Origin of the sequence: Cecembia calidifontis (genome assembly GCF_004216715.1) — a bacterium.
Taxonomy (GTDB): Bacteria; Bacteroidota; Bacteroidia; order Cytophagales; family Cyclobacteriaceae; genus Cecembia_A; species Cecembia_A calidifontis.
The window spans coordinates 2,686,458-2,704,248 of record NZ_SGXG01000001.1 but is presented as its reverse complement, the minus strand read 5'-3'; the positions used below and the strand labels follow the sequence as shown (position 1 = coordinate 2,704,248).

Here is a 17,791-nt window from a genome sequence, read left to right as displayed (position 1 = left end):
GCTTCTTTCCTCTCCCATCTCGCCTATCTCTTTTACCACCTCCCCGCCCAAAAAACTACACCCTATTCTTACTATCAATAATAATAGTCACTGGCCCGTCATTCACCAAGGCGACTTTCATATCTGCACCAAATTCACCGGTCTGAATGGGTCTCCCCAGTTCATTTTCCAATGCATGGATAAATTTTTCATACATGGGTATGGCAAAATCAGGTTTGGCGGCTTTGATATAGGATGGCCTGTTCCCTTTCTTGGTGCTGGCATGTAAAGTAAACTGAGAAATCAAGAGGATATCCCCGACCACGTCGAGGACACTTCTGTTCATCACCCCATTTTCATCCGGAAAAATCCTTAAGTTCACGATCTTTTTACTGAGCCAATCAATATCCTCTTGATTGTCAACATCTTCAATACCCAGCAAGACCATTAGTCCATTTCCGATTTGCCCTTTTACTGACCCATTGATGGTCACTGAAGAGGAGGACACCCTTTGAATCACTGCGATCATTTCCTAAAAACTTTGCATATCTCCGGAAGAAATTACTTCCACCTTTACTGATTTTACCTGATTGGCATGATGGATCATGGCTTTGGCTACCTGATAGTCATAGATGGGACGGACATTTCGGGTCAGCTTGAACCATACCAAAGGTTTCATAAAAATCTTGGCCATCTCTTCCCCAAATCTAAACTCGCTTCTATGTCCCAATAACAGGGAAGGACGAAAAATTCCCAAATACTCAAAAGGAATTACCTTGAGATCTTCTTCTGTTTCCCCTTTGACTTTGTTATAGAAAATTTTGGACTGGGGGTCTGCCCCCATAGCTGAAACCACTAAAAATCTACTGGCTCCGAGTTTTTTTGCCCAGGCAGCAAATCCTACCACAAAATCATGATCTACCTCTTTGAATTTTGCCTGACTGCCAGCTTTCTTGATGGTAGTTCCCAAAGTGCAAAAGGCATGAATTTCAAGCTTGTGATTTTCCAGGGCTTCCCATAAGGGAAACATTAGCCCCCCAATGTCTTCTGCCCTGAGTTTTTCTTCCAGGTCCCAATCTAAAATCCGCCCCATATCCCCTTCAACCTGAACCAACTTTTCATGTTTCAAGGCCAATTTTCTCCTTCCAACCGAAATGATGACATCATACCCCGTATCTTTGATCAGTTGGTGCAGGAGCTGCATCCCGATCAAACCTGAGGTACCTGCCAAAAATGCTACTTTTTTCATGGTCTTTTGGCGTTATTTTTCAAAGTTTTGTTTTTTCCCACATCTTGAATGCATCAACTTCGTGTTTGACCGAATTGTAAACGGCAAGCAAAACAGAAAGATCATCTGCAAACCCGATCAAAGGCATAAAATCAGGAATAAAGTCAAGAGGTGTAATGAAATATACCAAGCCTAAGACGATAAGGCCTAATGTTTTGTTGGATACCTTAAATTCTCCGGAAAGATGGGCCTGTATCATTCTTTTGAACACTAAGATTGGCTCCAAAGCGGCCTTTATTTTGGGATTGCCTGAAACCTTTTCTAATCTTTCTTTGACTTGAAGGATAAGCTTACTCAACTTCCCATCCTCACCGGCAATTTCCTTTGCCTTTTCCTGATAGACTATTTTGGCTTTGGTGAAAAAATCCACCGTTTTGTCTCTGAATGATGCCATACCTTCACTTAGAAAAATACCCTGATTTCATCTTTAACATTTTTGAGTGCCTGCTGAATCGCATCATTTTTTTGTTCCAAGGAAAGCTGGAAAATACGCTTGGCAAGATCTATTCCACGAGATTCATTATTCATATCCTGCATGGCAGTATTGATTAGGGTGATTACACTTTCCACAGCTCTTCTGACACTTTCCCAAGTTTCATCTGTGAAATACACCTGCTGGGAAAGGTTGTGATTGAACTCTTCCCTGACCTCGTGAAGCAGTTGGCTATAAAGATCTCTGGATGAATAATCCGGGTCATTTACTCTTCTGACGAGATTGTTGGGGGTGATCCTTTCCAGCAAAAGGCAAAGCCTCTCCCCCGCCTGCAACCTGATCGGCAGTATGGTCTGTGTATTTTGGGTTTTGATGTCAACCAGCATTTTCTCTCTTTCTTTGCGTAAAAAAGACATGATGGTAAGGTACATCCCATAAATTACCAAACCTGCCGGCAAAACGATTTTCAATAAATCAGCGATATACTCCATGATTTTCAATTTATGATCCGAATATCCAAAAATAATACTTGGGATAAAACTTTGAGTTTTGATATTTTTTCAACCTAAATTTGAACTTCCTAACGTAAAACCGCATTACAAGGACATGCTGATTCCAATAAAAATTACAGAAAAAGCCCAAAAAGAAATCAAAAACATCATCCAGAATAAAAACATCCCCAAGGATTATTACCTGAGAGTGGGTGTCAAAGGAGGGGGATGTGGCGGCATGTCCTATTTATTAGGTTTTGATAAGCCAAAAGACGGGGACCAACAATTTGAAATTGAAGGAATTCCAGTATTGATCGAAAAAAAACACTACATGTTTTTGATGGGCATGCAGGTGGATTTTTACGAAGGCAATGATGCCAGGGGATTTACTTTTGTCAACCCGGATATTCCCAAAAGGCACGATACCTAACCCCTCCGCTTTAACAGCTCGATTGCCTGTCTTTCTTCACCTTTCAGCTTCAGCAAGCGGATAATTCTATCCGGACTAGGCTTCCCTAAAGAACAAAACACCAAAGTAATGGCAAACGCGATGGTGTATCCGGGATTATGAAACAATAACAGCCCAACAGAACAGATCATACCTGAAATGAAAAGCACCCAAAACCTTTGCATGGTCGCCTTGGCGTAATCTTTGATCTTATCCTCCAAATTAGGGTTGAAATCCAAGATTTTCTTAAGTGCAGAATGAAAAGTGAAATAATGCATGCCTAGCCCTACATACACAAAGCCAATACCGAAAGAATTCCAAAATTCAGGAACCTCTGGCAAATCCAAGGAAAGCGTTCCATTCTGGGAATTCAGATAGGCAATGGCAAAAAAGGGAATAGGAATGGCAATCAAAATCAGCACATTCCTTTCCAATTTATCATATATTCTTTTGATCTCTAAATTTTCCAAAGCAGCTTATTCAATAATTATTTTTACATCAGAACTGGCAGGTTTGGAAGAACAACATAAAATATATCCCTCCTCAATTTCCGATTTGCTCAGCCCTGCATCTTCAATCATGTCAACTTTACCGGAAAGCAACTTACCACGGCAGGCAGTGCACAGACCACTTTGACAACTGTACGGCATATCGACATCATGATCCAATCCGGCTTCAAGGATGGTTTTACCAGCAGGAACTTCGAAATGGTAGGTTTCCCCTTCCAAAATAACTTCCACTTCTCTTGTGAGTTCAGGTGCAAGTTTACCCGCTGCTTTCAGCTCTTCCTCCTTGGCTTCCAAATTGGAATAGAAACTTTCTTTATGGATAAACTTGCTATCGACACCCATTCCGAGCAGTGTGCTTTCTGCTGTTTCCATGATGCCTTCGGGACCACAGAGGAAATATTCAACCTGTTTCAACTCCGGATAGGAAATGCTTGACAGGATATCTTTGATTTTTTGGGAATCGAGCCTTCCTTTAAGTCCTGTCCAGGAATCCGATGGCTGGCTAAGGTTATGAATGACCATCAGCCTGCCTTCATATTTGGACTCGAGATCTTCCAGGGCTTTTTTGAAAATGATTTCATTTTCAGACCTGCTGCAATAAATCAAGGTGACTTTAGATTGAGGCTCATTAATCAAAACAGACTTGGTGATGCCCATAATGGGTGTAATCCCACTTCCTCCGGCAATCATCACAAAATGTCTCTGATTTTGGGAATGATAGTCTGTGGTAAAATGCCCCATAGGTTTCATGATTTCTATGGTTTTACCAGGTCTTAATTGGTCATTGAGATAATTCGAAACCAATCCGCCCCTTACCCTTTTCACCGTAATGCCGGGATGGGGATCTACATAAGGAGAAGTACAAAGACTGTAAGACCTCCTTTCTTCTTTTCCATTGATATCCAGGATTACGGTCAGGTATTGACCTGCCTTATATTCCAAGTAAGGCTCAGGCTGCTCAAAATAAATGGTGACTGTATCAGGAGTTTCTCTTACGATCTCCCTTATTTTCAGAGAAGTATATTGACTTCCTTTATGATCTTCTTTTTTACGCTTGAATAAATTGAACATGTTTTCTGTTTTCCAAATCTGATCAATTGCAAGGGCCAAAATTAATGCACGAATCTCAATTTAAAGTCCCTTGCACAGATAATTATTTGATTTAACAAAAATTACGACAAACAGGTTTACTTCTTTAGAAAAATCAAGTCCCTGATCTCAAAACTAAGACATAGTCAGATGGCTGAGGATGCCTAAAGTTTACAGACACATTAAAATACTTCCAAAACACGGATTTTTCCCCTGTATCCCATAAATTAGCAGGCTTAATCAACAATCTCACTCTATGAAGCTCACAACCCTGACAGCAGTAAGTTCGGTGGATGGAAGGTATGGCTCCAAAACAGCCCCCTTACGTGAATATTTTTCTGAATTTGCACTTATTAAGTACCGTGTTCACGTAGAAATCGAATATTTTATTGCTTTGTGTGAATTGCCACTGCCACAGCTCAAGAGTTTTGACAGTAAACTTTTCCCACAACTCAGGGACATTGTAAACCAATTCTCTTTGGAAGATGCTGATAAAATCAAAGAAACTGAAAAAGTCACCAATCACGATGTCAAAGCAGTAGAATATTTTATCAAAGAAAAATTCGATCTACTCAAACTGGAACCTTTCAAGGAATTTATTCACTTTGGATTGACTTCACAGGACATCAACAATACCGCCACTCCCATGATGCTGAAAGATGGCCTTGAAAAAGTAATCCTTCCTGCGCTTCATCAGGTGATCTCCAAACTCCAAGAACAGGCTGAGCATTGGAAAGATATCGCCATGCTGGCCAAGACGCATGGGCAACCCGCATCTCCTACCCGATTGGGCAAAGAAATACAGGTATTCGTAACCAGGCTTGAAAAGCAGTTGGACCTATTAAAACAGGTCCCCTACTCCGCCAAATTTGGTGGAGCTACCGGGAATATGAATGCTCACCATGTCGCTTATCCGCAATTTGACTGGAACGGTTTTGCAGAACGCTTTGTCTCTCACTACCTACATTTGGAAAGGAGTTATCCAACTACCCAAATTGAACACTATGATAATCTTGCGGCCTGCTTTGATGGACTTAAAAGGATCAATACCATCCTTCTGGATCTTTCTAAAGATGTATGGCAGTATGTTGCCATGAATTATTTCAAACAGAAGATCAAAGCCGGGGAAATAGGTTCTTCTGCAATGCCCCACAAAGTCAACCCTATTGACTTTGAAAATGCGGAAGGTAACTTAGGAATCGCCAATGCCTTGCTGGAGCACCTTGCTGCAAAATTACCCATCAGCCGGTTGCAAAGAGACCTTACAGACAGCACGGTATTAAGAACCATCGGAGTTCCTTTGGCCCATATGCTGATTTCATTGGAATCTCTTCTCAAGGGATTGAATAAATTGGAACTCAACAGGGCAGCCATTGATGCCGATCTGGAAGAAAACTGGGCGGTGGTAGCTGAAGCAATTCAGACTATTCTAAGAAGAGAAGGTTATCCAAAACCCTATGAAGCATTAAAGGATCTGACACGGACTAATGAGAAAATCACCAAAGAGTCCATTCATAAATTCATAGGCTCTTTAGAAGTGAGCGAAGCTATCAAAGAAGAACTCTGGCAAATAAGCCCCTTCAATTATACGGGCTTATACGAATAAAATTAATTATAAGAATCAACCCTGTTTTATGCCTTTTTGCCGTAAAACAGGGATGTTCCTGGTTTATTTTTCCAGGTGCTATTTTTTTCAATAGCAAAAAGCATATTTTAGACAAATGAATCATATTTCCATTGATTTTTAATCATGATTGGTCAGCGATCCAATTTCACCAGACTCAATAGCGATCTGCCAGCCGGATTGGTGGTTTTTCTTGTTGCCCTTCCTTTGTGTTTGGGAATTGCCCTGGCTTCTGGGGCACCTCTTTTCTCTGGAATTATCGCCGGAATAGTCGGAGGGATAATTGTTGGTTCGTTATCCGGATCCCATACATCCGTTTCCGGACCGGCAGCAGGCCTGACCGTTATCGTATTGAATGCCATTACTGAATTAGGAGCTTTTGACATATTTCTAACTGCTGTATTCCTTGCCGGGGTTTTTCAGGTGTTGATGGGAATTTTAAAAGCAGGGGTGATCGGATATTATTTCCCCTCAGCAGTCATCAAAGGAATGTTGGCAGGTATAGGAATAATTTTGATCATTAAGCAGATCCCATATGCTTTTGGGGTAAATGAATCCAAAAGCCTCGCCAATTATATCCCATTTGTCAACGATTGGGAAACTGTGCTGGAGTTGAGAAATCTAACTGAGGAATTTGAACCGGGAGCCATTCTCATCACGCTCTTGTCCCTGGCAGTACTGATCATTTGGGAGAAACCATTTATAAAAAAAATGTCATTTTCCCGCCTGATCCCCGGCCCGCTCGTGGTGGTGCTTTTGGGAATTGGGCTCAATCTCCTTTTCAAGTCTGCCATTCCAAGTATGTATCTCCAAGATGAAGACAGGGTGATTTTGCCAGTATTGAATTCTTTCGCTGGATTTTTGGATCTCTTTGTGTTCCCTGATTTTACACAGGTATTCAACAGTGATGTGTGGTTAGCTGCCTTTACAATTGGGATAATTGCCAGCTTGGAAACCTTATTGAGCCTCGAGGCAGCAGACAAAATTGACCCATTTAAGCGCATTTCACCACCCAATAGAGAGCTATTTGCCCAGGGAATCGGCAATATGGTAAATGGATTAATCGGTGGCTTACCGGTAACTGCCGTGATTGTCAGAAGTTCGGCAAATATAAGTGCAGGAGCTAAGTCAAAACTTTCTGCTATCTTCCATGGTGTTTTACTTTTTGGCAGTGTCCTTACTATCCCCAAAGTTCTGAACCTTATACCGCTTGCCTCCTTAGCTGCTATTCTTCTGTCGGTTGGCTATAAATTGGCAAAGTTTTCCCTTTTCAAAGCCCAGGCTAAATTGGGATGGGACCAATTCCTGCCTTTCATCATCACCATTTTAGGAATTGTAATTTTTGATCTTTTGATTGGCATTGGACTCGGTATGGGGGTGTCTATTGTCTATATCCTGTTGAGGAATTTCCAGAACTCCCATCTTTTGGAAAGCCGGAAGGCAGAAAAAGGTGACACCATTAAGATTACCCTCTCAGAGGAAGTCAGTTTCTTGAACAAAGGTGCACTGATCAAAGCACTTGAAGAAATCCCTGATGGAAAGCATGTCATTATAGATGGTTCCAAATCCAAAATAATAGACCATGATGTACTGGAGGTAATAGAAAATTTCAGAACCAATGCCCCAAGCCGGAACATTGATGTGGATACCATCAAAATCCGCGGCATCAAAGTCAGCGGATTACAATAAGGGCAGAAATATTTCAGCCATCATACAGCGTACACTCCCTCCACCCAATTTCTCAATGGTTGGGATTTTAGGCACTAAAATTTTTGTGTATTTCTCAATGGATTTTATCTGGGCTTCGTTCAAGGAATGGTAGGCCGTATCAGACATTACAGTAATCTTCTCCCCTCTCTCATTCTTTATTTCAAGCATATTCCCTGCAAATTGAAACTTCTGCTTTACGGTGATGGGGATGATCTTTTTACCGGATTGAGTTAGCTTGTTTTGAAGTTTCAATTTATCGGATTTTACCGGCAAACTGTCCAGGCAGACTACCGCCAGATCTGTGCCCACATGCATCATGACATTGGTATGATAAATAGGCAATTCTACTCCCTCTACGGTTTGAACAGCATCAAAATCAAGCACTTCGAAACCAAAAAGACGACCAAAGTATGCCAATGGGACCGGATGTGTCCTTACAGATTTACAGGCATAAGCGATGCGGTTTGCTCTGTCCAAAACAAGGCTGCCTGTACCTTCAAGGTATTGCTCATCTTTTTCAAAAAAAGAGAGGTCTACGATTTCTGAAATACTAAACCCGGATTGGATCAAAAATTCCAAAATATCTTTTCTCCTTTCCAACCTTCTGTTTGGGGAAAACATGGGATAAAGGATCACTTTTCCATCTTCATGCGTACTGAACCAGTTGTTTGGAAAAACAGCATCTGTTTTTTTGGGTTCTATTGTATCCTCGACTACCAGAACCCGTACTCCATTTTGCCGCAGCATGGAAACAAATCCATCAAATTCTTCCTGGGCCAAAGCATTGATTTCCACAACAGACCGCTGGTCCTGTTTCTGATAAAAATTATTGGCCGCTGTTTCCGGATTAAATCCAAAATTGGCCGGCCTTACCATTAAAATTGTCGATGTGGTCTGCTGAGGCATAAAACTAGAAATGATAGGCAAATTACTTATTTTTTATCATAACGGTATAAGACAGGATGAATATTGAAGCGTGTTTCACTCAAAGTGAAATAGCTTAGCCCCACCGGGTCAAAAGCTATTGCCTCACCCTGAGGCTCAGGCTTATAGGGCAAGATTTTAGCCTGCCTTTTTAAGGCATCTGGGACGGTTTCCCCGGGTTTTCTTTCCCAATAGAAAACTGTGAAATAATTTTTGATGATAATCTTAGAACCGTCATCGGCAATATCTCCTGCAACTGACATGGTAAATGGCAATTCCATCACCTTTTGAAGCGTATATTCACCTTGTGAAAAGGCCGATTGGGGAACTCGGTAGAGAATGTTGACTGAATCTCTTTTAGACAAAATAAAAATATCTTGAGTAATCGGATCGACCATCAGGGTTTCAGCATCTCTGGGCCCATCAGGATACTGGAGAACCAACACTTCAGGTTTAGCCTGCATTTCTTTTTCCAAAACGTCAGGCTCCGGTATTCGAAATATTTTAATTTGCTTGTATCGCCCGTCATTATCTCCAATCTCACCTACATAGATATATTTTCTTTCAGGATCAGGTCCTGGTCCTATGGCAATATCCTCCCAGTCCCTGTTTTTAACTCCAACTAAATTGATTTCTCCAATATGTCTGCCTATGGTGTCCAAAAGGTAAATCACAGGCTCTCCTCCACTATCATTATGGGTGTATAAAATACCTGAATGTTTCCTGGAAAAAACCAATCCGCTGGCCTCATCTATGGCTCTGTTGTGTATTTTACCCATGGATTTGGGTCCAGTATACAGGGAGTCCTGATAAGAAGGTATCATGGGTAGTTTCTTGGCTTGAGGTATCCTTTCAGCTATCAAAAAAGGAAGCGCCAGAAAAAGCAAAAAGCTCTTGATGATATAATATTTCATGGTACTCATATTTTAACTGAACGAGCATAAAATTACAGGGTTTATTAAGAATTGTTAAAGTTTTTAAGATTTACAAATCCCCACCGTTCTATCCTAATAGATACTGTAGATTGTCTGTCTGAATTAAAAACAAATTGAACTCCAAAAACAAATTGTTTGATTTTTGTAATGAACGCTTTGAATCTCATTCACTTAAAGGTGAGTTTTATATTAACTTTGTCCCATCAATTGAAGACAAAATAACTGATTATTAATATTTTGTATTTCGATTCATTATCCATTGAACCTAAGAACAAAAAGTGAAGCCCTGCAGATCAAAAAAAAATCGTTTGACATTTATCGTAGTCCTGATGGCTACCCTATGGCATTACACCATTCCGGAGGCCTATTCCCAAGACAATCAATCCTCTGGCACAGGGCATTTCAGGGGAAATATCAGCGTGACCAATAATGGCCTTTCTCTGATTCCGGCCTTTTCTCTCAACAGGCCTGCCGCGATATTTGAACTGTCTTTGGGAGGGGAGCGTCTAAGCTTTGATCCGGAGATGCGCTTCGCCCTTGACGGACAACCTTGGTCTTTCATCTTTTGGTGGAGATATAAAATCATCAAATCTGAAAAATTCAGGTTACATGTGGGAGCACACCCTGCCTTCATTTTTGAAAACAAATTGGTGGCCAATGGCAATGGCACCATGGTACAAAGCATGGAAGCCAAGCGTTTTTTTGCAGGAGAGATTTCTCCCAGATATGCTTTGAATGAAAAGGTTACCGTAAGTTTTTTATACCTGGCTGGAAGGAGTTTGGGCAAAGTTCCCTTTGCGCTAAATCAATTCGTGGCAACGGGTGTCCAATTCAACAGGGTATCCCTTTCTGAAAAACTATTCTTCAATGCCAGCCCACAGCTTTTTTACCTAAAAATGAATGAGAAAGATGGATATTTTGCCAGTTCTTCAATCGTAATCGGAAAAAAAGACTTTCCTATTTCATTGGGATCGATTATCAGCAAAAAGATTGTTTCAGAAATTGAAGTGGACAATTGGATCTGGAATGTCAGCTTGATTTACTCTTTCAATAATGAGTTTGTAAAAAGGTCAAACCCTATGCTTTAAATAAATTCCAGTGATTTAAGTGGATTTTGAAATAGAGGAGAAATAAAGTAGAAATATGATAGAAATAAGGTTGAAATAAGCTCCAAAATCAGCACTCAAAATATTTAAGTTGAGTGATGCCAGGAACTTATATCGCCACAGGCATATATCTATCAATATCGCGTAGCATATATCATTTTAAACATGACTAAACCCGAAACACTAGAAGAATTCTACAAAAGGAAATTCAACTGGCTTCCTGAAAATATCCGGAATGATTTCGGTCATTTCAATATGTTTGGTTTAGACCAATACTCCCATGGGAAACAGACAACGATTCCTTACCGTCGCAGGGACTTTTACAAAATCATGTTGGTCAAAGGTCATGGTACGGTCTATTATGCTGATCAGGTCATTGAAGTAAAAAAACAAGCGCTATCCTTTTCAAATCCTCTGATTCCCTATAAATGGGAACATCATGAGGAGCTTCAGGGCCAATATTGTATTTTCAATCAGCACTTTATGAGCCATTTCGGAAATATCATGCAGTATGAAATTTTCCAGCCTACCGGAAACCATGTTTTTGAACTTTCTGATGCACAGGTGTTGGAAATTGAAGCAATTTTCCAAAAGATGGAAAAGGATTTCAAATCGGATTACAAATACAAATACGATAGCATCCGAAACCACATCTTTGAACTCATCCATTACGGGCTCAAATTGCAGCCGAACACCCTGAATGACCGGCAGCCATTCAATGCTTCCCACAGGATTACGGCCATGTTTACCGAATTGCTCGAAAGACAATTCCCCATAGAAGATAACCATCCCAAGATTGAGCTCCGTTCCCCCTCCGAATTTGCCGAGCACCTCAATGTCCACGTCAACCACCTCAACCGTGCCGTAAAAGAAGTTACAGGAAAAACTACCTCACAGGTGATAGCAGACCGCTTGGTGCAGGAATCCAAAGTACTACTCAAACACAGCAAATGGAATGTAGGGGAAATTGCCTATGCCTTGGGTTTCGCGGAAGTAACCCATTTCAATAATTTCTTCAAAAAGCATATGGAGACCAGTCCGCTAAAGTTTCGGGAGGGGTAAACTGTTTTTCCTTCTTTTCATACCAAACCGGAAAGTTTACCACAATTGGAAAAAACGCCTTTATCAACCAAGGTTGTTCTTTTTTGGATTTGGGTGGGATTATCATTGAAGATGAAGTAATGATTGGTCCTCAGGTGAAAATTACCAGCGAAAACCATCCTTTAGATCCCAAGAACAGAAGGCAATTGATTTTAGGGCAGGTTCATATCAAGCGCAATGCCTGGATTGGAGCCGGAGCCACCATCCTCCCCGGTGTCACTGTATGAGAAAATGCCATCGTGGCAGCAGGAGCCGTTGTCAATAAAAGATGTGCCGGACAATGCGATTGTAGTTGGTATTCCAACAAAGGTGATCAATATGATTGAAGGGTAATCAGAAATTAAAAAAAGTTCGACCCATATAGGGCCAGAAGGAATTAATGAATATATAAACCTCCCCATCCCCGGGTTGCACCCATAGCTATTGAAAGGTTTGACCCCATTCGGGGTGACCTGTGTATTCACTTATGAAAAAAAAATGATCCTGAAAGGATCAAACTTTTCAATAGCCCCCAGTGAAACTGGGGGATCAGGATTTTTATTCGAAAAAGTCATCCCGACCCTAAAGGGGTCGAACTGTTCGAACCTTTATTCTACAACAAATACCTCGGATCAAATTCAATTTCATATTCCTCCAACAAAGACTTGTACTCTTCCAAAAATGTAACCTTTTTATGATGCTCCTCTTGATTTTTAACATACTGGATCAGCCTATCTTTGGCTTTAATCGTCTCTGTGAATGCGGCATAACCATCTTGCCAACCATTAAAATTTGGAAAGATACGTTCAGTTTTGATGAAATCACTGCTTGCCAATTTGATGTCTTTAATCAATGATGAAGGTGCTACAACCGGATGTACATGTGTCAAAATATGCAGATGATCTTCCATACCATTGATCCGATATAAATGGCAATTCTTATTGGTCAATAGCTGGTGGATATAGGCGAAAAGCCTTTTCTTTTCGGATTGGACTAAGGTCGGTTGGCGGTGTTTGGTAGCGAATACAAAATGGTAAATAATCTGCGTGTAGGTGCTCATAATGAAAGAATTAAATGCCAAAAAATAAAAATATCGGTAATTTTCACAAAGTTCTAGAAGTTCAAAAAACTTATCCGATTAATATCAGTTCGGCCCTTTTAGGGTCGGGAGATAATTGGGTTAATTTATCACCTTTTCCCACGAGTTGTACCCGTGGCTATTGAAAGGTTTTACCCCATTCGGGGTCTTTCATTGATTTTTGTCATTTATTTGAAAAAATGACCATGAAATTCCTATATGGAAAAAAAACTCAAACTACTCGATAGCTTATCCATCGTTAAGGATACCATGAGAAATTGAGATATTATAATAAATCATACTTTTGGTCTTCTCGATCCTGATAGGATCAAACCTATCAATAACTTGTCCGCTGTGGCGGAGCCCCGGTAAAACCGGGGGATTAAGGTAAATTGGGCATTTGATCATCCCGATCCCGACAGGCCTGCCTGACGGCAAAGGCAGGGTCGAACTTTTAAAACTGAAAATCTATTTTCTCCCTTTCCCGTAACCTAATTAAAATTATTTCTTTCAACTCTTCCTTGGAAATTCTGAATTGGTTTAGATTCAAAGCCGCTAATCTAATACTTTCCTCAAAATCCTTTTTGGCTTGGGCAATTTTGGAATCCACCCCATTGAATTGAAGTTCATCTTGGGTATATCCTTGGTATTCCAATTTCCAATAATCAATCGCCTTTGGATTGACAGGCAATTGTATGCTTCTCAGAATCCTGTCGGTTTCAAAAAAAGTAGTATTCGCCCTAACCGAAACCCTTCCTACCATAGCCTCACCTTCAGTTACCACGATTTTCAAAACTTTGTCCTGTGAGGTATGAATAAAATCAAACCATTGCATCACAGGGACAACTAACTTACAACTGCCTGTAGTCAAAGCATCTAAATTTCTCACAAAACCCGTCAATCCTTAGGAAAAAGCACTTTGATAGATTGCAGTTCCCGAATCCAACGGGCAGGTCTTTTGTCACTTGGGGCAATGATACGGAAGGGACCTTCTCCCGTTGGCAACGGTTTCCCCTCTTTTTCATAAGCTAGTATCACCACTTCATCAGTGAACTCCGGGTCAATTTCTGCCAGGGAATACAGCACTTCGTATCCGTCTGCCGCAGCCATTAATAAGGATTTGGTCAGGTTTTCTCCTCGCAGATCTCTTCCTAAAGTTACCCCCGCCTGTTCAAGGACATCAACCAATCTCGCACCTTTGAAAGTCTGTTCAACCCCCTGCATTCCGGCTACGCGCACCTCATGGGCCGGCAGTTGCTTAAGGTCTTCTATTGTCAATTTCAGTGGTCGCAAGACTTCCCCTTCTACCCTGACAAAAGCTGTTTCTGAAGATTGGCCAAAGGTCAGAAAGGAAAGAAACACCAAACAGAAAATGAGGAGGAAATGTGAAATTGGCTTTGAATACATAGTTTTTTTCAATTTTTGATGTGGGGATCAGAGAATTTAGGATTGGTAAGGAAGGTAGAATCTGTCAAGGTATGCAGAAAAGCAATGATGGCATTTTTCTCCATTTTGCTTAATTGTAGTGAAGTACCGCCCATTTCATTGGAAACATTCCTCAAAAATGGACTGAGGGTTTCACTGGGCTGAATATGCTCATTATAGTGGTCCAACACCTCTTCCAACGTTTGAAATCTCCCATCATGCATATAAGGCGCGGTGACGGCAATATTGCGTAAGGTGGGTACACGGAATCTTCCCAGGTCGCTTCCCTGTCCGGTGACTTCCATTCTTCCCGGATCATTCGGGATAATGTCCAAACCATTGTTATGAAAAAGCTCCTTGTAAAGTTTCGGCGTGCCATGACAATGGCCGCAGTTGGCACCACGGACTCCGTTCCTAGGATCAGGATTATTCATAAAAAGATTAAGACCCAGTAACTCCATCGCTGTAAGCTCATGGGTTCCATTTAAGTAACGATCATAGGGCGCATCCGCAGATATCAGTGTCCTCTGAAACTGTGCCAATGCTTGGACAATTCGCTTTTCATTGATCTCAGGACTTCCAAAAGCCCGGTAAAAATAATCTTTGTACTCCATTGATTCCTCAAGTTTTTTGACGGACTCTTCCAGGCTTTGTCCCATCTCATGCGGATCAGTCAAAGGAAAAACGGCTTGTTCTTCAAGACTTTTGGATCTTCCGTCCCAAAACAAATTCCTGACCCAGAGCAAATTGGCCAAAGACATGGAATTGCGTTTGGTTACTCCTCCGTCCACCCCATCACTGAAGGACTTCCCGTCCGTAAAAGCAAGCTTTTGTTGATGGCAAGAGGAGCATGAAATCTGATTGTTTTTGGAGAGTTTGGTTTCGTAAAACAGCATTCTGCCAAGCTCCACACCCTCAATAGTAGTGGGATTATCATCAGGAACAGCAATCCTACCCCCAAAATAAGCCGGATAGACCAATAAATAGGGTTCTGGCTGATGGGGCGAATGGGAATCAAATGAAAAAAGAAACAGAGGAAACAGGAAACCTAAGATTCCCCAAACCAATATCCTGTATTTTTTTTTCTTTCTTGGCATTGGTATCAAATCAATAATGTGTAAAGGCCAGGTTCAGAAAATAATTTCTACCGGCCTCTGGAAAACCTTCCATCAGGGCATAGTTCCTATCCAAAAGATTGTTTACCCCTCCTTGGGCAATTAGTTTGAGCTGGGAAAAAACAAAAACAAGCGATAACATGTAAGGCTTCATAGGTTTCCGTTATATACAAGTAAACATATCGAATGAAATCATTCAAAACAAGTCCTTTTGGACATTAAAATGGGCTTTAATGGAATTACATAAAATTGATTTTAAAATAGATTGTCTTCTGCTTTAAAAAACTCTGTTAGAAAGAGACCTGTCGGGTTTTGAATACCTGACAGGTCTTCTAAATGGTCAAATCAAAGAGTGAATTCTCCTAAATTGGATTTTTTCTGTACTCTAAATCATCTAGGCAAAGCAAAAGCCATTACAGACCCTGAAGGATTTTCTTTGGTGCCGCCCACAGTTAGGGCTACATATTGTTTGCCATTGACCTGATAGGAACAGACATTCGCATTATTGGCGGCAGGCAACGTGTACTCCCATACCATTTTGCCTGTTTTGGCATCAAAGGCCCAGATCTTTTTATCCTCTGCACCACTGATAAACACCAAGCCTCCAGCGGTCACCATCGGACCTGACCGGCCCAACAATCCTGTAAGAGGTCCGCCGGGTTCCTGTAATTTTTCATCATTACCTAAAGGGATCTGCCATTCATATTCTCCTGTTGAAAGATTCAAGGCATTCAATGTGCCCCAAGGACCTTTCATGGCCGGATTTCCACTTGGGCCTGACCAGGTTCTGTAGGCGGTGATATTGCCATATCGCACCGGTTTCTCCTCGTTTGAGTTGTCAACAGCACCGTCAGAAGCTTGGTCCACTTTGTCATATAAATAGGCGATAATGGCACTTTGTTCAGCTTCAGTCAATACCCCCGCATAGCCGGGCATGGCACCTCCTCCTATTCTGATTTTTTCAAGGGCAAGGTTTTCGCTCATTTTGTCTTTCAGGTTTGACACATCAGGAAATGTTGGAGGGATTCCTTTTTTATCCTCCCCATGACAAGTGGCGCAATGCTGCATATAAACCACCCTTCCGGATTCAAAAACTGAGTTGTCCCTGGCTGCAAAATGCTTGTCAATATCCACAATGGTCATGATTTCGGGAAGGTTGTTTCCCCGTATATAGAGGTAAGTGGAATTGGGATCAAAAGCAGCCCCACCCCAATTGGCTCCTCCTCTTGTAGCAGGAAGGGATAAAGTGCCTTTCAGATCAGGCGGCGTAAACAAACCCTCATATCGGACAGATCTGAACTGTTGCAGAATTGCCTGATAGTCTTCTTCGGAATAATAGTTCAGGTCTTCTTCCGTCATAAACTGCTTCACAAAGGGTGCAGGTTTCAGCGGAAAGGGTTGGGTAGGCCAGGTCACTTCCCCCGGAATATTGGATTGGGGAACAGGTCTTTCCTCAACTGGAAAAAGCGGCTGACCGGTATCACGATCCAATACAAAAATAAAACCGTGCTTGGTCACTTGCGCCACTGCATCGACATCCTTTCCATCTTTTTTGATCGTCACCAAATTGGGTGGAGATGGCAGGTCATAATCCCAAAGATCATGGTGAACCGTCTGGAAATGCCATTTGTACTGTCCTGTGGCCGCATCCAATGCCAAAACAGAATTCCCGTACAGGTTTTCGCCGGCTCTATCCGCTCCATAAAAATCATAAGAAGGAGAGCCCAGCGCAATGAACACCATCCCTCTTTCGGTATCCACACTCATTCCTGCCCAGCTGTTTGCTCCACCTGCATATTTGTAGGCATCCGGAGGCCAGGTTTCGTAGCCTGGTTCGCCCGGAAGTGGAATGGTGTGAAAAGTCCAGACCAATTCTCCTGTCTTACAATTGTACGCCCTAATGTAACCAGGAGGCGCACCATAAAAATCCGGTAGCCTTGACCCAATGATGATCAGGTCTTTGTAGATCCTTCCAGGGGTGGTCAGGGTAACAGAAATTTTATCAGGGTCATCCCTTACGCCTTCATTAAGGTTCACCCTTCCCTCTTTTCCAAAAGATGGAATCAGCTTCCCTGTTTTGGCATTTATGGCCATCAGGTCATTGCCGGAGGAGTAAAGGATTCTTTTGTCATCGCCGCTTTCCCAATAAGTAACTCCTCTACTGGCTGCACTCGGCATACCTTCTTTCAGGGATTTGAATGACCAGATTTCTTTGCCCGTAGCCGCATCGATGGCATAAACCGTCTGTTTGCCGGAATTGACATACATGACCCCATCCACAATGATCGGGTTACTTTGGCTTGAAACCGGATCAGCACCAGGTTCCAGATCACTCATCTGAAAGATCCAGACATTTTCCAACTGACTGACATTGGATAGGTTGATCTGGTCCAATGGGGAATAGCTGGTACTTTTTGGATCAGCTTTATAAGCACCCCAACCATTATCTATTGTTTCCTTTTGACCACAGGATATAAAGAAAATCAAGAGGACTATAATTGCTATCTGACTTAAGCCAAGTTTATTTTTTCTTTGAATGTTCTTCATTTTACTATAC

General features: G+C 41.6%; 20 protein-coding genes. 6 read left to right on the top strand and 14 right to left on the bottom strand.

Translation table 11 applies throughout. From position 1 onward, the window contains the following. Positions 1-55 precede the first annotated feature (55 nt). Genes dtd through BC751_RS11675 form a run of 4 tightly spaced genes read right to left on the bottom strand, consistent with a single transcriptional unit; the run spans position 56 to position 2,191 of the window. A complete protein-coding gene (gene dtd / locus BC751_RS11690) occupies positions 56-508 on the bottom strand; it encodes a D-aminoacyl-tRNA deacylase (RefSeq protein ID WP_130275691.1) in 453 nt (150 codons plus the stop codon). A 3-nt stretch (positions 509-511) separates the two neighbouring features. Beyond that, positions 512-1,228 carry a Rossmann-fold NAD(P)-binding domain-containing protein gene (locus BC751_RS11685; protein WP_130275690.1) on the bottom strand — a complete coding sequence of 239 codons (717 nt, stop codon included), beginning with the start codon at positions 1,226-1,228 and terminating at the stop codon, positions 512-514. A gap of 19 nt (positions 1,229-1,247) precedes the next feature. Continuing rightward, entirely contained in the window at positions 1,248-1,661 is a 414-nt protein-coding gene (locus tag BC751_RS11680; protein ID WP_130275689.1) for a YkvA family protein, read from the bottom strand. A gap of 8 nt (positions 1,662-1,669) precedes the next feature. Further along, positions 1,670-2,191 carry a DUF7935 family protein gene (locus BC751_RS11675; RefSeq protein ID WP_130275688.1) on the bottom strand — a complete coding sequence of 174 codons (522 nt, stop codon included), beginning with the start codon at positions 2,189-2,191 and terminating at the stop codon, positions 1,670-1,672. Positions 2,192-2,306: 115 nt separating this feature from the next. Here BC751_RS11675 and BC751_RS11670 point away from each other — a divergent pair, with 115 nt between their 5' ends. Continuing rightward, positions 2,307-2,621 carry a HesB/IscA family protein gene (locus BC751_RS11670; RefSeq protein ID WP_165389829.1) on the top strand — a complete coding sequence of 105 codons (315 nt, stop codon included), beginning with the start codon at positions 2,307-2,309 and terminating at the stop codon, positions 2,619-2,621. On the opposite strand, the gene BC751_RS11665 is transcribed toward BC751_RS11670, so the two are convergent. Together BC751_RS11665 and BC751_RS11660 are read right to left on the bottom strand one after the other, a co-directional pair. Next, positions 2,618-3,109, bottom strand: a complete 492-nt coding sequence (locus BC751_RS11665; RefSeq protein ID WP_130275686.1) for a hypothetical protein — start codon at positions 3,107-3,109, stop codon at positions 2,618-2,620. The genes BC751_RS11670 and BC751_RS11665 overlap by 4 nt on opposite strands. Positions 3,110-3,115: 6 nt before the next feature. Then, positions 3,116-4,219 carry a ferredoxin--NADP reductase gene (locus tag BC751_RS11660; RefSeq protein WP_130275685.1) on the bottom strand — a complete coding sequence of 368 codons (1,104 nt, stop codon included), beginning with the start codon at positions 4,217-4,219 and terminating at the stop codon, positions 3,116-3,118. 274 nt (positions 4,220-4,493) lie between these two features. Here BC751_RS11660 and purB point away from each other — a divergent pair, with 274 nt between their 5' ends. Both purB and BC751_RS11650 read left to right on the top strand, forming a co-directional pair. Beyond that, entirely contained in the window at positions 4,494-5,843 is a 1,350-nt protein-coding gene (gene purB, locus BC751_RS11655; protein WP_130275684.1) for an adenylosuccinate lyase, read from the top strand. Positions 5,844-5,987: 144 nt separating this feature from the next. Further along, a complete protein-coding gene (locus BC751_RS11650) occupies positions 5,988-7,550 on the top strand; it encodes a SulP family inorganic anion transporter (protein ID WP_130275683.1) in 1,563 nt (520 codons plus the stop codon). Here the strand turns inward: BC751_RS11650 and ctlX are convergent. After that, the gene (gene ctlX / locus BC751_RS11645) at positions 7,542-8,477 is read right to left on the bottom strand and encodes a citrulline utilization hydrolase CtlX (RefSeq protein WP_130277566.1); all 936 of its coding nucleotides are present in this window, start codon (positions 8,475-8,477) and stop codon (positions 7,542-7,544) included. The genes BC751_RS11650 and ctlX overlap by 9 nt on opposite strands. Positions 8,478-8,503: 26 nt before the next feature. Beyond that, positions 8,504-9,409, bottom strand: coding sequence for a hypothetical protein (locus BC751_RS11640; RefSeq protein ID WP_207226876.1), 906 nt, complete (start codon positions 9,407-9,409; stop codon positions 8,504-8,506). A 329-nt stretch (positions 9,410-9,738) separates the two neighbouring features. Between BC751_RS11640 and BC751_RS11635 the strand changes: the two genes are divergently transcribed. The 3 genes from BC751_RS11635 (at position 9,739) to BC751_RS22660 (ending at position 11,864) form a co-directional block, all read left to right on the top strand. After that, positions 9,739-10,518 (top strand): hypothetical protein, encoded by a 780-nt coding sequence (locus tag BC751_RS11635; RefSeq protein WP_242617451.1) that lies wholly within the window; start codon positions 9,739-9,741, stop codon positions 10,516-10,518. Positions 10,519-10,701: 183 nt separating this feature from the next. Further along, positions 10,702-11,598, top strand: coding sequence for a helix-turn-helix domain-containing protein (locus BC751_RS11630; protein ID WP_130275681.1), 897 nt, complete (start codon positions 10,702-10,704; stop codon positions 11,596-11,598). Between the two features lie 134 nt (positions 11,599-11,732). After that, entirely contained in the window at positions 11,733-11,864 is a 132-nt protein-coding gene (locus tag BC751_RS22660; protein WP_341272838.1) for an acyltransferase, read from the top strand. A gap of 365 nt (positions 11,865-12,229) precedes the next feature. Here the strand turns inward: BC751_RS22660 and tnpA are convergent, their stop codons facing one another. The 6 genes from tnpA to BC751_RS11600 all read right to left on the bottom strand — a co-directional run bounded on the left by tnpA (position 12,230) and on the right by BC751_RS11600 (position 17,781). Then, entirely contained in the window at positions 12,230-12,676 is a 447-nt protein-coding gene (tnpA, locus tag BC751_RS11620) for an IS200/IS605 family transposase (RefSeq protein WP_130275680.1), read from the bottom strand. Positions 12,677-13,148: 472 nt separating this feature from the next. Further along, complete coding sequence (locus tag BC751_RS11615) at positions 13,149-13,583, bottom strand: hypothetical protein (protein WP_130275679.1); 435 nt, start codon at positions 13,581-13,583, stop codon at positions 13,149-13,151. Positions 13,584-13,591: 8 nt separating this feature from the next. Then, on the bottom strand, positions 13,592-14,101 hold the full coding sequence (locus BC751_RS11610; RefSeq protein ID WP_130275678.1) for a molybdopterin-dependent oxidoreductase: 510 nt from the start codon (positions 14,099-14,101) through the stop codon (positions 13,592-13,594). Positions 14,102-14,109: 8 nt separating this feature from the next. Then, a complete protein-coding gene (locus BC751_RS11605; protein ID WP_130275677.1) occupies positions 14,110-15,216 on the bottom strand; it encodes a cytochrome-c peroxidase in 1,107 nt (368 codons plus the stop codon). A 10-nt stretch (positions 15,217-15,226) separates the two neighbouring features. Then, positions 15,227-15,388, bottom strand: a complete 162-nt coding sequence (locus BC751_RS21925; RefSeq protein WP_165389828.1) for a hypothetical protein — start codon at positions 15,386-15,388, stop codon at positions 15,227-15,229. A 236-nt stretch (positions 15,389-15,624) separates the two neighbouring features. Beyond that, positions 15,625-17,781 carry an outer membrane protein assembly factor BamB family protein gene (locus BC751_RS11600; RefSeq protein WP_130275676.1) on the bottom strand — a complete coding sequence of 719 codons (2,157 nt, stop codon included), beginning with the start codon at positions 17,779-17,781 and terminating at the stop codon, positions 15,625-15,627. Between the last annotated feature and the right edge of the window lie 10 nt (positions 17,782-17,791).

What these genes read in the sequence shown, in the direction of transcription:
- dtd (WP_130275691.1), bottom strand. Translation starts at nt 508, where the DNA reads ATGATCGCAGTGATTCAAAGGGTGTCCTCCTCTTCAGTGACCATCAAT.
- BC751_RS11685 (WP_130275690.1), bottom strand. Translation starts at nt 1,228, where the DNA reads ATGAAAAAAGTAGCATTTTTGGCAGGTACCTCAGGTTTGATCGGGATG.
- BC751_RS11680 (WP_130275689.1), bottom strand. Translation starts at nt 1,661, where the DNA reads ATGGCATCATTCAGAGACAAAACGGTGGATTTTTTCACCAAAGCCAAA.
- BC751_RS11675 (WP_130275688.1), bottom strand. Translation starts at nt 2,191, where the DNA reads ATGGAGTATATCGCTGATTTATTGAAAATCGTTTTGCCGGCAGGTTTG.
- BC751_RS11670 (WP_165389829.1), top strand. Translation starts at nt 2,307, where the DNA reads ATGCTGATTCCAATAAAAATTACAGAAAAAGCCCAAAAAGAAATCAAA.
- BC751_RS11660 (WP_130275685.1), bottom strand. Translation starts at nt 4,219, where the DNA reads ATGTTCAATTTATTCAAGCGTAAAAAAGAAGATCATAAAGGAAGTCAA.
- purB (WP_130275684.1), top strand. Translation starts at nt 4,494, where the DNA reads ATGAAGCTCACAACCCTGACAGCAGTAAGTTCGGTGGATGGAAGGTAT.
- BC751_RS11650 (WP_130275683.1), top strand. Translation starts at nt 5,988, where the DNA reads ATGATTGGTCAGCGATCCAATTTCACCAGACTCAATAGCGATCTGCCA.
- ctlX (WP_130277566.1), bottom strand. Translation starts at nt 8,477, where the DNA reads ATGCCTCAGCAGACCACATCGACAATTTTAATGGTAAGGCCGGCCAAT.
- BC751_RS11640 (WP_207226876.1), bottom strand. Translation starts at nt 9,409, where the DNA reads ATGAAATATTATATCATCAAGAGCTTTTTGCTTTTTCTGGCGCTTCCT.
- BC751_RS11630 (WP_130275681.1), top strand. Translation starts at nt 10,702, where the DNA reads ATGACTAAACCCGAAACACTAGAAGAATTCTACAAAAGGAAATTCAAC.
- tnpA (WP_130275680.1), bottom strand. Translation starts at nt 12,676, where the DNA reads ATGAGCACCTACACGCAGATTATTTACCATTTTGTATTCGCTACCAAA.
- BC751_RS11610 (WP_130275678.1), bottom strand. Translation starts at nt 14,101, where the DNA reads ATGTATTCAAAGCCAATTTCACATTTCCTCCTCATTTTCTGTTTGGTG.
- BC751_RS11605 (WP_130275677.1), bottom strand. Translation starts at nt 15,216, where the DNA reads ATGCCAAGAAAGAAAAAAAAATACAGGATATTGGTTTGGGGAATCTTA.
- BC751_RS21925 (WP_165389828.1), bottom strand. Translation starts at nt 15,388, where the DNA reads ATGAAGCCTTACATGTTATCGCTTGTTTTTGTTTTTTCCCAGCTCAAA.
- BC751_RS11600 (WP_130275676.1), bottom strand. Translation starts at nt 17,781, where the DNA reads ATGAAGAACATTCAAAGAAAAAATAAACTTGGCTTAAGTCAGATAGCA.